General features: G+C 44.4%; 12 protein-coding genes. 5 read left to right on the top strand and 7 right to left on the bottom strand.

Going from position 1 to position 14,648, the window contains the following annotated elements; translation table 11 throughout:
* Nucleotides 1–65: 65 nt before the first annotated feature.
* The 5 genes from MUCPA_RS36525 to MUCPA_RS29860 all read right to left on the bottom strand — a co-directional run bounded on the left by MUCPA_RS36525 (nt 66) and on the right by MUCPA_RS29860 (nt 8,449).
* Complete coding sequence (locus MUCPA_RS36525) at nt 66–1,064, bottom strand: TlpA disulfide reductase family protein (RefSeq protein WP_008511611.1); 999 nt, start codon at nt 1,062–1,064, stop codon at nt 66–68.
* A 197-nt stretch (nt 1,065–1,261) separates the two neighbouring features.
* A complete protein-coding gene (locus MUCPA_RS29875) occupies nt 1,262–2,374 on the bottom strand; it encodes a TlpA disulfide reductase family protein (protein ID WP_008511609.1) in 1,113 nt (370 codons plus the stop codon).
* 24 nt (nt 2,375–2,398) lie between these two features.
* Nucleotides 2,399–3,823 (bottom strand): RagB/SusD family nutrient uptake outer membrane protein, encoded by a 1,425-nt coding sequence (locus tag MUCPA_RS29870; RefSeq protein ID WP_008511607.1) that lies wholly within the window; start codon nt 3,821–3,823, stop codon nt 2,399–2,401.
* 13 nt (nt 3,824–3,836) lie between these two features.
* Nucleotides 3,837–7,175 (bottom strand): SusC/RagA family TonB-linked outer membrane protein, encoded by a 3,339-nt coding sequence (locus MUCPA_RS29865; RefSeq protein WP_008511605.1) that lies wholly within the window; start codon nt 7,173–7,175, stop codon nt 3,837–3,839.
* A 137-nt stretch (nt 7,176–7,312) separates the two neighbouring features.
* Complete coding sequence (locus MUCPA_RS29860; protein WP_008511603.1) at nt 7,313–8,449, bottom strand: FecR family protein; 1,137 nt, start codon at nt 8,447–8,449, stop codon at nt 7,313–7,315.
* A 446-nt stretch (nt 8,450–8,895) separates the two neighbouring features.
* On the opposite strand from MUCPA_RS29860, the gene MUCPA_RS29855 reads away from it, so the two are divergent.
* On the top strand, nt 8,896–9,126 hold the full coding sequence (locus MUCPA_RS29855; protein WP_008511602.1) for a hypothetical protein: 231 nt from the start codon (nt 8,896–8,898) through the stop codon (nt 9,124–9,126).
* Between the two features lie 2 nt (nt 9,127–9,128).
* Nucleotides 9,129–9,497 (top strand): type II toxin-antitoxin system VapC family toxin, encoded by a 369-nt coding sequence (locus MUCPA_RS29850; RefSeq protein WP_008511600.1) that lies wholly within the window; start codon nt 9,129–9,131, stop codon nt 9,495–9,497.
* Between the two features lie 34 nt (nt 9,498–9,531).
* Here the strand turns inward: MUCPA_RS29850 and MUCPA_RS29845 are convergent, their stop codons facing one another.
* Together MUCPA_RS29845 and MUCPA_RS36520 are read right to left on the bottom strand one after the other, a co-directional pair.
* The gene (locus tag MUCPA_RS29845) at nt 9,532–10,125 is read right to left on the bottom strand and encodes an RNA polymerase sigma factor (RefSeq protein WP_008511599.1); all 594 of its coding nucleotides are present in this window, start codon (nt 10,123–10,125) and stop codon (nt 9,532–9,534) included.
* A 78-nt stretch (nt 10,126–10,203) separates the two neighbouring features.
* Entirely contained in the window at nt 10,204–10,707 is a 504-nt protein-coding gene (locus tag MUCPA_RS36520; RefSeq protein ID WP_008511597.1) for a hypothetical protein, read from the bottom strand.
* Between the two features lie 568 nt (nt 10,708–11,275).
* On the opposite strand from MUCPA_RS36520, the gene MUCPA_RS29835 reads away from it, so the two are divergent.
* The 3 genes from MUCPA_RS29835 to arr all read left to right on the top strand — a co-directional run bounded on the left by MUCPA_RS29835 (nt 11,276) and on the right by arr (nt 14,626).
* Nucleotides 11,276–11,941 carry a hypothetical protein gene (locus MUCPA_RS29835; RefSeq protein ID WP_008511594.1) on the top strand — a complete coding sequence of 222 codons (666 nt, stop codon included), beginning with the start codon at nt 11,276–11,278 and terminating at the stop codon, nt 11,939–11,941.
* Between the two features lie 756 nt (nt 11,942–12,697).
* On the top strand, nt 12,698–13,810 hold the full coding sequence (locus MUCPA_RS29825) for an acyltransferase family protein (RefSeq protein ID WP_008511592.1): 1,113 nt from the start codon (nt 12,698–12,700) through the stop codon (nt 13,808–13,810).
* A 408-nt stretch (nt 13,811–14,218) separates the two neighbouring features.
* Nucleotides 14,219–14,626, top strand: a complete 408-nt coding sequence (gene arr, locus MUCPA_RS29820; RefSeq protein WP_040628350.1) for an NAD(+)--rifampin ADP-ribosyltransferase — start codon at nt 14,219–14,221, stop codon at nt 14,624–14,626.
* Nucleotides 14,627–14,648 lie beyond the last annotated feature (22 nt).

Here is a 14,648-nt window from a genome sequence, read left to right as displayed (position 1 = left end):
TCGAATAATGACTGCAATTTTGCAGTTCCGATTCTTGCTCTAAAAAAATTTTATCCCTTTTTTTTCTAAAGTTGACGGCTATGGCCTAATAAGCTGGATACGTGGAGCCAGGGCATCCCGTCTTTGGCTATGGCAGCTTTCCAGTTGTCGGCCTTGTTATCCAGCGATACGCTTAATACGTTGAAACCCTTGTCATGATAGGCCATGTAGGCTTTTACCACATTCGGGTTTTCGGCACGGCAGGGTATACACCAGCTTGCCCAAAAATCAACCAGGGTATATTTGCTGGCAGCCATTACATCGCTCAAGCGTAAAGTTTTACCTTCGGGTGTTAGCGACTCAAAATCGGCAGCCATTAAACCGGCACGTTTGCTTTTTCCGGCCAATATTTTTTCTTCGAGCGCTTTTCCTTCGGGCGAACTTTTGAGCTCGGCACTCAGCTTTTCAAAGTGCGGCATGGCTGTATCGTAACTCACCACACTGCCCGATATGTTTATTAAAAACATTAAGGCGATGTATGAATTAGGGTTATCATCTATTGCCTGGTAAATGGCGGCGCTTTCCTGCTTTTTTAAATCTTCTACCCTGGCCTCGATCATCTTTGCCTGTTGGCCGTTGCGCTGCCCGGCAGGTATGGCGTTGAGCTGGCTCCAGTACCTGAATTTCTGATCGCTTATCAGCGCAACCGGTTTGTTCATGCGGTCATAATCCTCGGTTAGCTTGCTGCCGCCGCTAACTACTGCGTATTTTAACGAATCGCGGGTAGTAAAAGTGATGTTCCCGGTGGACACATAGATACTCCTCTGGTCGTGCGGAACGGTACGGCCCATCGATAAATGAATAACCTGCGGCGGCGGAGCAACCAGGTTGATGGTAACAGTGCTGTTTTTAATGATGCCTGAGCCCAAAGTAAATTTTTTACCCGATTGATACAAAACCGTTACCGTATCGCCATTATGGGTAGCATCAAACTTACCGCTTACGGTTACATCAGCACTTTGCGCCATGGCAAAAACAGGCAGCAAAACCCATAAAATGCTTGTTCTAAAATATTTTAATTTCATCGTTTTTTTTGTTTTCAGGATGGAGTGGGAAGAAGTAAGTAAGAGGTAAGAAGCAGGAGGTAAGAAGTAAGAAATAAGAGGTGAGAAGCAGGCAACTGTACGCTTATTTTTTCTCTTTTCAATAACCTTCCTCTTACTCCTTCTTGCTTCTTACCTCCTGCGTCTTGCTTCCTGCCTCTCACTTCTGGCTTCCCTCCCTACATCAGTTGTTTTAGCTTATTAATCAAAGCCTCGCCACGTAAATTGGTGGCTATAATAACGCCTTTGGCATCAACCAGTACGTTTTGCGGAATGGCGTGTACGCCGTATAATTCGGCGGCGGGCTCTTTCCATCCCAGCAAGCTGGATACATGGTACCAGGGCATGCCATCTTTAGCGATGGCGGCCTTCCAGGCATCGGCTTTGGTATCTAACGACACGCTTAAGATATTGAAACCCTTATCATGATAGGTTGTGTAGGCCTTTACCACATTGGGGTTTTCGGCACGGCAGGGGCCGCACCAGCTTGCCCAAAAATCAATCAGGGTATATTTGCCGGTGGCTACCACTTCCTGCAGGCCGAGCTTTTTTCCGTCGGGCGTTAATGATTCGAAGGTTTTGGCCTTTGAGCCAACCATCATGCTTTTAGCAGCCATTAACTTCTTGTTAAAGGCCTTCCCCTTTTCGGTGTTCTTCAACTGGTTGCTGAGCTTTTCAAAATGGGGCATGGTGTTTTTGTAATTGATGGCAGCGCCCGAAACCTTCTCTAAAAAATCGAGCGAAACAAACGAATCGGGGTTATGATCGATAAAATCGTAAATGGCATTAAGGCCTGTTTTGGCAACATCCATAATTTTAACCACCAGGGCTTTCCCTTCTTCGCCCTTACGGTCTGCCGCCGCAATGGCCTGATATTGGACAGTTAGCTGCGCACGTTGTTTAACCAGGGGGCGCACGGTAGCCATCAGCCGTACATAATCTTCGGCAAGTTTATTGCCGCTTACGGTAGCATATTGGAGCGAATCGGCAGTAAGCAAGCTGATTTCACCCTTCGAAATAAAAATATCCAGGCTATTGGCGGGCTGCACTTTACCTAACCTGATGTAAGCTACCTCGGGTGTATAAACTTCGCTTTTAATGGTAAAGGCTCCGTTGGCTACCACGGTGCTATCCTTTACGGCACCTTTGGGGCCACTGTGGACCAACATCACCACTTCGCCGTTATGCGATGGCTTTACCTTGCCACTAATGGTTACATAATCGCTCTGGGCACAGGCCGCAGCAGGTATTAATGCAAAAGCCAGGTACAGACTTAATTTTTTAACTTTCATATGTTATTGTTATAGGTAAATCAATTAGTTACTATAGCCCGGGTTTTGTTTTAAAAACGGATCGGCAATAATATCTCCTGCCGGTATGGGGAACAGTTTAGCCTCGGGCCGCCAGTTAGGTTTGTTTTTAAGTACAATATCGGCCTGTCCGGTACGTTTAAGGTCGAGCCAGCGGTGGCCCAGTTCGGCAAAAAACTCTACAAAGCGCTCATGGGCAATTGCGGCAAGCAAATCGGCCTGATTGATGGTTGGTTTTGTGTTGGCAATTAAGCTAATGCCGGCGCGGTTGCGTACCACATCTAAATCGGCAATGGCGGCAGCAAGTTTACCCGCTTGTTGCGCCCGGGCCTCGGCCCTGATGAGGTATACTTCGGCCAGGCGCAAAAAAACCAAGGCCTCGGTACGTGGCCCTGTGGCCGTTGTACCACTGTTTATTTTATATTTATAAGGGAAATTATAAGCCTTGGCGCCTACAGTATTGGTTTTTATCCAATTGGTTTTTCGCAGGTCGCCGGTTTCAAACGAAGTATAAAGCGCATCGCTGATCTGATAGTTAGGTACGCCGGTTGAAATAAACGCGTACCCTTCCCAGGTATACAGTATTTTATCCGGCTGTACAATTTGTAAAATAACTTCTTTACTGGTTAATAAAAAGGTATTGGTTAAAGTAGTTTCTAAACTATACGAAACTTTCCCCACAGCCCCGTCAATCACATCCGTTGCCATGGCTTCTGCATCAGCATAATCCTGCAGGTACAAATAAACCCGGGCCAGCAAAGCGCTCACCGCATAGCGGTTGGCCCTGTAACGGTTTGCCCCGCTGATATAAGCCGGAGTAAGGTTGGCCTGGGCAAATTTTAAATCGTCGAGAATTAAATTATAAACATCTGCAACAGGTGTACGCGGCAAAAGGGAGTTCACTTTATAGTTTGAGGTGGTCGGCATCGGCACATCGCCAAATAAATTAAGCAGGTAAAAGTAATTGGCCGCCCTGATAAATTTAGCTTCGGCCAGGTATTGCAGTTTTGCCGCGGCCGACATTTGGGTGGAGGCATTGATACCTTCGATAGTGGCATTGGCCACATAGATCATGTTATACATCGGGCCCCAGTAATACCCCAAAACAAGGTTTGATGAGCTAACCGAGTTGTTATACAAATCGGGATAAGAGTTTAACGTAGTTAGCGTAGTAGCCGTTAACTCGTCGGCACTGAGGCCAAGGCCTACAGATACTGCGCCGCCGAAGGCATAGTTTGTACTGCCCACCATATCCACATATAAACCCCTGATTACGGCATCGGCCTTGGCATCGGTATCAAACACTTGTACCGCTGGAATGGAATCTATAGGGGGATCAATCTCCACAAATTTTTTGCATCCGGATACCGATATCAATACGGTGAACAAGGTACATATACTGATTTTTCTATATATATAATTTATTTTCATGACTCATTAAATGTTAAAGTGAGAGTTGTAAACCTGCAGTAATGGTGCGCAAAGGGGGCATCAAGGTAAAGCTTTGTGTTTCCGGATCGGCACCTTTGTAAGGTGTGATCACAAAGAGGTTTTGCCCCTGCATATAAACCCTGAACGACCTGACGTGTACCATGTTTAGCCATTTTGACGGCACATCGTAAGAGAGGTAAACATTTTTTAAACGAGCATACGAGGCATCGGTAACGTAAAACAAGTTTGAAAAATAACCTGCGTAATAACCCGACAAACCCGTTAATGAGCCTGCACTGGTCGTAAATTTTTGAACGTCGGTTATATCGCCCGGGTTTTGCCATCTGTCCAGCACCAGGGTGGGCACATTATTGGCCGTACCGGCAGGGCTGAGCACGGCGCCGCTTTGCCGCCAGTTTCTGCCCAATTGCTTGGTAAACTGAACAAAAAAGCTCAGGCTAAAGCGTTTATAGTTAAACGAGTTAGTAATTCCACCGTAAAACTTAGGATCGTAATTACCATAATCGGCATAATCAGCCGATGAAGCTATTTTATCACCGTTTACATCTTTTACGGTATATAAACCCGTTGCCGGATCGACACCATTATATTGCGCACTAAATATTTCTGTTAACGATTTACCCAAAATATATCTGGTGGCGTAAGCCGTATTCTGGATATCCGGGTATTGCTTTAAAATATTTTGGGGCACCGTCATGTTAAAATCGGTAGACCATTTAAAGCTCCCGCCGTTAAGGTTTTTTGTAGTAAGCGTAAATTCAAGGCCACGGTTTTGTACGCGGACACCCTCCAGGTTTTGAATGATGCTGGCAAAGCCGGTAATTTTGGGTAAGGGGTAGGTAACCAACGGATCGGAGGTGATACTTTGGTAGGCCGATGCCGTGAAAAGGATACGATCTTTAAAAAAACCCATTTCCAATCCAAATTCAAGCTTGCTATTGCGCTCCCAATGCAGGTAAGGGTTATAAAGCTTGGTAGGAAGCAAAGTTGTAGAGTCGGTATAGCCGCTTGCCGCCGACCATGAATCAAGGTAAGTATAGTTACCGATCTGATCGTTACCGGTGGTACCGTAGCTGGCCCTCAACTTACCGTAGCTTACTACCTTATTATTTTTTAAGATCTCCTCGTTTGAAAACACCCAGGCCGCACCTGCCGCACCGAAGTTTGAAAAACGCAAATCGGGCCCAAACCGGCTTGAGCCATCCCGCCTGCCGGTAAAATTAATAATGTATTTATCTTCCCAATTGTAATTTATACGCCCAAAAATGGCCTGGTAATTATATTGCGAACTTGAGTTGGTAGCGCTGATGGAGGTAGCTGCCTTGAGCGAGCCAATTAAATCGTCGCTGGTGTAACCTAACGCGCTGATGCTTTGCGTAGATGTATTGAGTTGATTATAAGTTGTACCCAATAATACATTGAGCTTGCCTTTGCTCACATGCCCGTTATACTCAATTTGAGGCTCGGCAATTACATTCCTGAAAAACGTATTGCCAAAGCCGCTTGTTCCGGTTGCACCACCGGGCTTCATCGGGTTTTGAGAAGCTATCGGTATTACCCGCTGCTCGTTGTTTTGGGTACTGTTATAACCAAAGCTACTTCTTAAAGTTAAGTTTTGCAGTAACCTGTAATTAAGCACCAGGTTAGCGTTTAAGTTGTACATGGCCGATGCATATTGCTGCTTGAGCAAAGCCAGGGGGTTATCTTTGCCATCGTAAATACCGCCTTCGTTCCAGGCGAGGTTTCCGTTGGCATCGTACAACCTGTAATTTGGTGGCAAAATGGCGGCGGCGGCCAGGTCGCCGGCTACCAAATCGCTATTGCTTACCGAGTAATTGCCGGTGAGGGCAGCAGTAAATTTTTCATCCTGCGAGCGGGTATTTAAGTTAAAACTGGTTGATAAGCGATCGCTCGATTTATCGCCTGGCCACACCGTTGTTTCTTTATGGTAGCCTGTAGCTATCCGATAGGTGGTACTCAGGCTCCCGCCCGAGATATTAACCTGCGCATCAGTGGCACGCGCTTTATTGCCAATCAGCAATTTTTCAAAATCTGTATAACGGTTTTGATCCCAGAGCAACAGGTCGTAAGCGTTTGAATTGGTCTTGGTTAGCTTATCATTTGCAAAAGCTTCGTTACGCATGGCAATATACTGTTGGGTATTAAGCAATGGCGTAAGGTAAGTAACCGTACTAATGCCCGAATAAGCGTTGGCGCTTAAAATCATTTTACCGGCTTTGCCTTTTTTGGTGGTAATTAGTATAACGCCGTTAGCGCCCCGGCTGCCGTAAATGGCGGTGGCATCGGCATCCTTTAAAACATCAATACTTTCAATATCGGCGGTATTAAGCCCGGCGAAAGCCGAAAGGCCGTTGGTTGTTGCCGGGCCAAAGGGGCCGCTTTGCACATTAACCTTATCGTTACCGGCCGCAGTGGGCACGCCATCAATAATAAACAGAGGTTGATCTGTTGATAAAAAATTATCAAAATTAGAGCGCCCCCTGATCTCGACATTTAAACGGGCTCCGGGTACACCAGTAGTTTGGCTGACTACCATACCCGGTATGCGGCCTTCCAAAGCTTGTAAGGGGTTTTGTACAGGCTGCTTATCCAGCTCTTCGGCGGTTATCCTCGAAATATTACTGGTGGCTAAGCGCTGGGAGCCCTTGCGATAGCCTTCTACCGATACCTCATCCAGCTTAGATACCTCCTCCTCCATCGTAATGATCAAACTTTTGGCGCCCTTTCTAACCACAACTTCCTGCGTTTTAAAGCCCACAAAAGATACCACCAGCACTGTTCCATCTTCTACATTGATGGCGAACTCGCCTTTGGTATTGGTAAACGTAGTTGTTTTACGGCTTTTATCCCGGATAACTGCGCCCGGCAGGCCCATGCCATTAACATCAATCACGCTGCCTTTGATGAGCCCTGCAGGAGCAATAACATCCGAAAGCTTATCGATCAGGTTTCTTTCTTTTTTTCTCAGGATAATGGTTTTATCCTTGATCTCGAAATCCAGGTCCTGCCCGGCTAAACAGATCTCGATACTTTTCTCGAGCTCAACCTTATTCAAATGGATGCTTACAGGCGCTGCGCCCTGCAAATCAAAATTGTTATAAATAAAATCGTATCCGCTTTGCTGATGGATCTGGTCGATCACGCTTTTAAGCGTACTGTTTTTGGTAATCAGGGTGATGCGCTGGGCAAAACTGCCGGCACTTACCTGCATAATGGCTGTTGTGAGGAAAATGGTAATCAGCTTCATAACCAGCAGGGTTTTATGCAAAGCGCCGGCATTATACCTGCGCTTAAGAAAGTAAAAATTCATACATTTGAATTGTTAGGGTTTTTAATCGTAAATAATTGTTTGTCGCAGTAATTTATAGAAAGGTTAACCCTGCAATCGGTCAGGGGTGGTTCCAAGCACTCCTGACTTCCTTTTAAGGCTCACCGTTAGGGTATAGGTTATGGCATAACGGTAATCCTCCTCCCTTCAATTTTAAAATGTACGGTATTGGTTGATTCTAAAATATTTAACAATTTGGATATGCTATCAAAACGCGATACGCTGCCCGAAAAATTTTGCCTGCTCATGCCACCCTCGTAATCCACCTGCACATCGTACCAGCGGGCTACCTTGCGCATCAAATCCTTAATATTTTCGTTCTCAAATTTAAACTTGCCGTTTTTCCAGGCAATGGCATCATCGGTATTGGCCGCGCTAATGCCCAGCGCTACGCCCGGCTGCATGGTTGCCTGCTCGCCCGGCCTTAACACCACCCGGTTGTTTAAACGCACGCTGCCCTCCAGCAAAGTAGTTTTGGTATCGGCATCGTCCGCGTAAGCGCTAATGTTAAAATGCGTGCCTAATACTTCAACCTGCTGGCCCTGGCTCTCTACCTTAAATGGCATTTGTTTATTTTTTGCCACTTCAAAATAAGCCTCGCCCGTTAACTTAACTTTACGCTCTGTACCGGTAAATGCAGTTGGGTAACTTAACGATGATGCCGCATTGAGCCAAACATGGCTATCATCGGGCAAAATAACCTGGTATTGGCCGCCGCGCGGCGTGGTAATGGTATTGAAGCCCACCGCTGCACCGGCTACTTTAGCCATTGGCGCAGCCGGGGCCGCACGGTATACAATTTGCCCATCTGCTGTTTTGGTAACCGTTATATTGCCCTGGTTTGCTAAGGTTCCATTTTTGGCCTCGCTCAATATAATTTTCTGCCCGTTAGCCAACGTTAACATAGCCTTATTACTACCGGGAGCCAAATCATTTTTAAAGCGCAGGTTTTGCGCTATTTGCCCCGGGGCTATTTGCCGGTACAAAAAGTAGCCCCCCATACTTAAACATAACAAAACGGCGGCTGCGGCGGCCATCCACCTGCGTGTTTTAAAAGGATAAATTTTGGCATGTTTGCGGGTGTTGATGTTTTGCCACATAGCTTCCCGGGCCTGCAACAAATCATCATCGGTTAGGCCAGCACCGGCTTGTTCATTTAAGCGGTGCAGCCAAAATTGCGCTACTTCCTCTTCCTGCGGCGTGGCAATGCCTAATTCAACCCGGTTTAACAGATCTTTGATGTCTTTTTTTTGCATTTCCACGTGTTGTAGGGCTTTTATTATAACCAAGACAACCCAGAAATACCTATTAGGTACAAGAGGTTAAAAAAAAGTTAATAAAACATGAAATAATTACGTGGATTTAAACGATTTGCATAAACCAACAGAGATTCCATCAAGTACAACAGAGGTGGATACGTTTTTTAGAAGAAGAGGAAAGACAAAGCCTGCACCAAGAAACGATTACAGGTAGTACTTAACGGCCCAAATTGCCCGTAGCCAAAATAGCATCAAAACAGGTATCTGTTTACGGAACATATCATCCTAAAGTATAATGGAAGAGGCCTGATCTATAGTATAAGCTTCTACGCTTTTATTAATGCCCAAATGCACCAATAGGGTCTTAACTGTTTGTGCAACCAGGGCATTTGTAATCAAGTTTGAATTAACGTATTTTTGTATATCAACAATCGCATGTCAAAATGGAATTGATCCTGAAATCGAATAACGAGCAAAGTATGGCGAAAATTTTAGCCTTAGCTAAAAAGCTTAATATTGTTATTGAAAAAAAAAATGACCTTGCCGGTGAAATTGAAAAAGAAGTTATAAAAAATCGCATTTTAAATTTTAAAGCAAAAGGAACATTACCTTTTGGCGATGCTGCCGGATGGGAAAGGGAACAACGCGAGGATAGAGCGCTTCCTTTATCTTAGTTATGACATTTTTGATAGATAGCAATATTGTTATATATTCATTATCTGATGAGTATACTTATTTACGAAAGCTTCTAATTGATGAATCAGCAGCGGTTTCCGAAATTACAAGAGTTGAGGTATTAGGTTATGGAGGCTTAAAAACGGATCAGGAAGAATATTTCCGGAATATCTTTAGTTACGTTCCGATTATTATACCTAACCAGGAAGTGTTTGATAAAGCGATTGACATTCGTAAAAAATACAACCTAAAACTGGGGGACAGTATCATTGCAGCAACGGCTCTCATCCATGATTTAACCCTGTATACCCGAAATCTGAAAGATTTTGAAAAGATTAGTGCATTAAAATCGCTTAACCCTATTCTTTAAGTACTGATCGCAAGCCAGTTAATCCAAAATCACCTCAACCATGCAGCACATAAACAATATAAATTACCACGCCTAACTTAAGTTTGAGCAGTTTAAGCGCCCGTTTCATTTGGGTAGAAACCGTCATTTCCGAAATTTGGAGCCTCGCGGCAATTTCTTTGGTACTTAAAAACTCTTTTCGTTTAAGCTCATAAATCTCGCGCATGCGTGGCGGCATGGCCGCAATTTCTTTTTCAATCAGCGCCGCAATATCCTTTTCCCTCACCAGGTAATCAGTTTCGGCGCTGTCGGTTTCAATAAAATGCTCGCCCGAACTGATGTATTGCTGAATAATATGCTGATGCTTAAAAATATTGAAAACCTTGTTGAGCACCGATTTATACAAAAAGCCCGACAGAGTAGATTTTAAAATGAATGTTTCGCGGCTGTTCCAAAGGGTAATAAAAACCTCCTGTACCACATCCTGAGCTTCTGCCTTATTTTGCAATTTTTTATAAGCATAAATATACAGCAAGCTATCGTAGCGCAGGTAAACCTCCTTAAAGGCGGCTTCACTGCCTTGCCGCACCAGGGAAATTAAATCATGATCAGAGAGTGTGCTAACAGGGGCCAAATGCAAATTCCTCAAAACGAATTTACAAAAAGTTTTTGTATTGAAGTAGGCCGCAGTGGTTTGGCCAGCAAATGGACCGAAATCAACCGCTATTTACTTAAAACCCGGCAAAGGATGTGCCGCCAGCCAGGCTTCAAACTCAGCTTTCATGATAGCATCAATATTTGATCTATCCGCCCCGGGCCAATACCATTGATGTTCTGAAACCAACAAATCTGCTTTGGCAAAATACAGTGTATAAAAGTTAGTAAAATTTGATGCATATCCAAGGCCGATGTGGATATCCTTTAAACTGCGGAAAGCCGCTAAGTAGTCCCGTTGCCCGGCTAAACACACGGTAGCCAAAAACGATGTGTAGTTTGCAAGCACCGCTTCGGCATCGCTGTAATCAAGTTGCAGTTCGTTAAAAACCCGGTCGGTTAAGGCCTGTAATTCAAACTGGTTATAAAACGGACTTACCCCGGCCAATATGGTTAAGCTTTCGGTATCAAACCCAGCCTGCAACATCTCTACGGCCCAGTTAACCCATTCGTCATCAATACTTTGCCCTAAAACTTTATAAGCCAATATTTGGTAAGTTGATGGAATAGCTTGCATTGATAATTTGCTTTACGTCACCGTTTATTGCCACTATGATACGTAAATGCCTTTGCTATTGCAAGCGGACCGGCTTTTGGAGGTAGAACCGACAACCAATGTAAATAAGCATATGGGCGTTTCCCGCCTCCGGACGGGCCACGCTGTCTGCTCATACTCCACAGGCCTTAGCCACAGGCCGGTATCCGCGCCCATCGTTAACGCGAAAAAGCCCACTGCACCTGGTGATGTTCGTCGCGCGGAGAGGACACACCCCTCCGCCCCTCTCAAGAGGGAATTCGCGCGGGGCCTCCGCCTTTTTTCAAGCTCCCCTCTCGAGAGTAATGCGGGCCTGGCGGTGCGGTTGCAGGGGTGTGTTCTCTGCGCGCGACGAACTTTGTGGCTTTTCGCAAGCAGCATATCGCGCGCAGAGCACACACCCCTCTGCCCCTCTCGAGAGGGGATTCGCGCGGGGCCGCTGCTTTTAAGCATACCGCATTGATAACTAACTTCCGAAAAAAAAATCACTCAATGCTGTAGCGCATTCGCACTGCCATACGTACAGTTCAATAACCTAACAACGCTATCTATGAAAAGAATTCATTTGTGTATCATCACAACGCTGCTGTTGCTCTCTTGTAAAAAAGATAACAGTTCAAATTCTCAAACCATTACCAAGGGTAGTAAATGGGGCATCCAGATAGGTAGTTCCCCGGCGGACGTTTTTGCGCAGCTTCAACAAGTCGGCGCAGATAAAGGCTTTGATGAGGTGGCCGTTGTTTACCGGCAAGCTTTTTCAAAGCCGGCGCAAGTACAAAGCCTTTTTAAATACTATAACGCCGTTACCCTGCAAACCAGCCAGGGCCAGATAGAACGCGCCGTGATTGAACTTGATGACAACAAGGTAAAGGCCATAAACACCGGTGGAGCACTACCTTCGGCAGCTACTAAATGGCCACAGAATGTAGCCGACGCGCTAACTATCCACCAGGGCGACCCGCTTAGTACCCTTTATTTAAAACTGGTTGGTATTTTCCAGCTACCCCAATACGCCGGTTACCAAATCATTTTACCCAACAAACCGCTCAGCAATCCCTTCGATCCCGATATGGCTAACTACAACGAGTGGGCATTTACTTTTACCGAAAGCACCAGTTCGTCAACAAGCGCAACTTCGGCAGTCAGGTTGATTTTCAAAAATGGAACATTGAACACCATCAGGATCGGCTATAATGAAGGGACAGTGTATAATTAACAACGGCGATTAAACCTCCATATTTACCAATGGACCTTATTAACTGATTTACATTAGGTTATCAGGTTGATTTATCAGCAGGGTGAATTACTGATGCGCTTCGCATCCGGCAATTGCCATGATTCATATTTTGATGCCCATAATAGTTATCAAAGCAGCGCCCAACCCGGCGATGTGCTGATGCACGGTAACATAGCTCAGCTTTGGCCATCATATTTAGGCAATCAACCGCTTATCAATTCCGTCTCTCATCCCGGCAAATCCCCAATATCTTCGTGGTTATAATGCCGGTCTTGTGTAAGAATAGTCCTTGAATTTTGTATTTTTAGCTGATCGGCCAGAATAATAAGTAACTAACCCGTTCGGCCGGAAAAAACAGGGATGAAGTTTGGAACTTATAGATTACCAAGAGTAGAAAGAAAGTGCGCAAAAGCCAGACTGCACGCCGGGCCGGGAGCTGGCATTACTAATATGATGCAAACTTACCGCTTTTAAAAGACCCCTCCTCGCGTCGGGATGACATAACGGAGATTATTAAACATTGACAATCAAAAACTTAACAACAAATCACTACAAGTAATGAACCTGACCAAGCAAAAAAACAGGAATGATGTTTCAACTTTATAGATTACAAAGCGCAGATAGGAAATGTGCGCAAAAGGCCCCTACCGCATGCCGGGTATCGCTGCTTTAAATAAAAAGAAAGCAATATAACAAACATCATTTTAAAGATTTAAATTGGCTAAAAACATATCCATGCGTTCCTTTTCCGGGAAATTTAACGGGCTCGACCATTTAAGAGCCGTTGCCATTTTATTGGTTCTTACTTTCCATTACCGGATGTTTGGACATCCGGACTGGGTTGATACCTATGGTGGACTGGGATGGACGGGGGTAGACTTATTTTTTGTTTTAAGCGGTTTTTTAATCTCCAACAAACTTTTCAGTGAAATTAAAAAACAAAATACCATTAACCTGAAAGTGTTTTTTGCAAAACGTCTTTTCAGAATCATTCCGCCTTATTTGCTTACCGTGTTATTGTATTTCTGCTTTCCGGTGATCAGGGAGAAGGAAGCTTTACCACCATTATGGAAATTCATCACCTTTACCCAGAATTACGGACTAAATTTATTTGATCAGGGCACATTTTCTCATGCCTGGTCGTTATGTATTGAAGAGCAGTTTTACCTGCTCATTCCTTTTTCATTACTGCTGCTGATAAAAACCAAAACCTTCAGATACATCCGGTATATCATTTTGATACTGATAGTGATTTCCATATCAGCACGTTACATCACCTGGCAGAAAGATATTGTTCCGCTGATTCCGACAGACAACTACTGGAAAGAATGGTATATGAAGATATATTACCCTACTTACACCCGCTTGGATGGCTTAGCAATGGGTGTTTTAACGGGGTATTTGTTTCAGTATTCCGCCTGGTTCAAAAAGTTTATTGCGTCGAAAGGTAATTTGCTTTTTATTGTTGGCATCATTATGCTCGGTTTCTCATTTTGGTTTTGTAGTGACCAGGTCTCTCCGCACGCATCAACCTGGGGATTTACACTCGTTGCCCTAAGTTATACCCTGCTTGTAATGGCGGCAATTTCAGAATCATGCTTTCTTTATCGTACCAAGTTATTCGCCACTTCACAACTTGCCAGCTTATCATATGCCCTGTATTTATCGCATAAATTTGTTATTCATATCATTCAAAACATCCTCAAACAAATGCAAATACAGGTGGCAAGTAATGTAACCCTGATTATCTGCCTAACGGCCTGCATCATTACTGCGTTAATTTACCGCTATACCGTCGAAAACATTTCAGCAAAAATCAAAAATAAACTCATCCATATCAAAAACTAACCTGATACTGCAGGCACGCGTGGTTGCAAAAGTTAACCGACATTTCAACCGCTTTTGCATTTTAATTAAGGGGTCTGTTCCTGTCTGCGCAAACTATTTTACTGCGAGCGCTTATTACTTGTTGCCAACTGTTAACTTAATTGGTGTAAATGAGTGGAGCGGAAATGGATGTATATTTATTTGAACGTTATTTTTAATTGGACCGTGCCCTTCTTTGTATCAAAACATAAATTGTTGCTGCAATTACTGGCCACAACTATGCCGACTCCGACGGTGTATCAATGCTGGTTTAATCAGCCATGTTGTAAGGATAACGACTTTACCTTTATGGTATTGCGTTCAAAAAAATATAGTTAAAAACCAATATTTTGATAAGTGTTTCCTTATATTTTTGATAAAAACAAATGGATCCCACCTATGCAAAGCGTATTTTCACAGACATTTTTCCACGGTACCAAAGCTGATCTAAAGCTCGGCGAGCTGGTAACCACTGGCATGAACTCCAATTATGGGCAAAGAAAACAAGCGGAATATGTGTATCTTACGGCTACGCTTGATGCCGCTATATGGGGGGCTGAACTTGCTTATGGCGAAGAACGGCAGCGCATATATTTAGTAGAACCGATGGGCCAGGTTGAAGATGATCCCGATTTGACGGACAAAAAATTTCCAGGCAACCCCACTTTATCGTACCGCTCCAAGCACCCATTTAAAGTTGTTGGCGAGATTACCATCTGGCAGGGACACGCTCCGGAACAGGTTAAAGCAATGAAACACGGATTGGCAAAATTAAGCGAACAAGGCATTGAAGGCTAACCGTATATTAAGGAGGTAACTG

It is taken from the genome of Mucilaginibacter paludis DSM 18603 (genome assembly GCF_000166195.2).
Classification (GTDB): Bacteria; Bacteroidota; Bacteroidia; order Sphingobacteriales; family Sphingobacteriaceae; genus Mucilaginibacter; species Mucilaginibacter paludis.
Note: the sequence above shows the minus strand (reverse complement) of the source record. Positions and strands in the feature narration are given on the sequence as shown.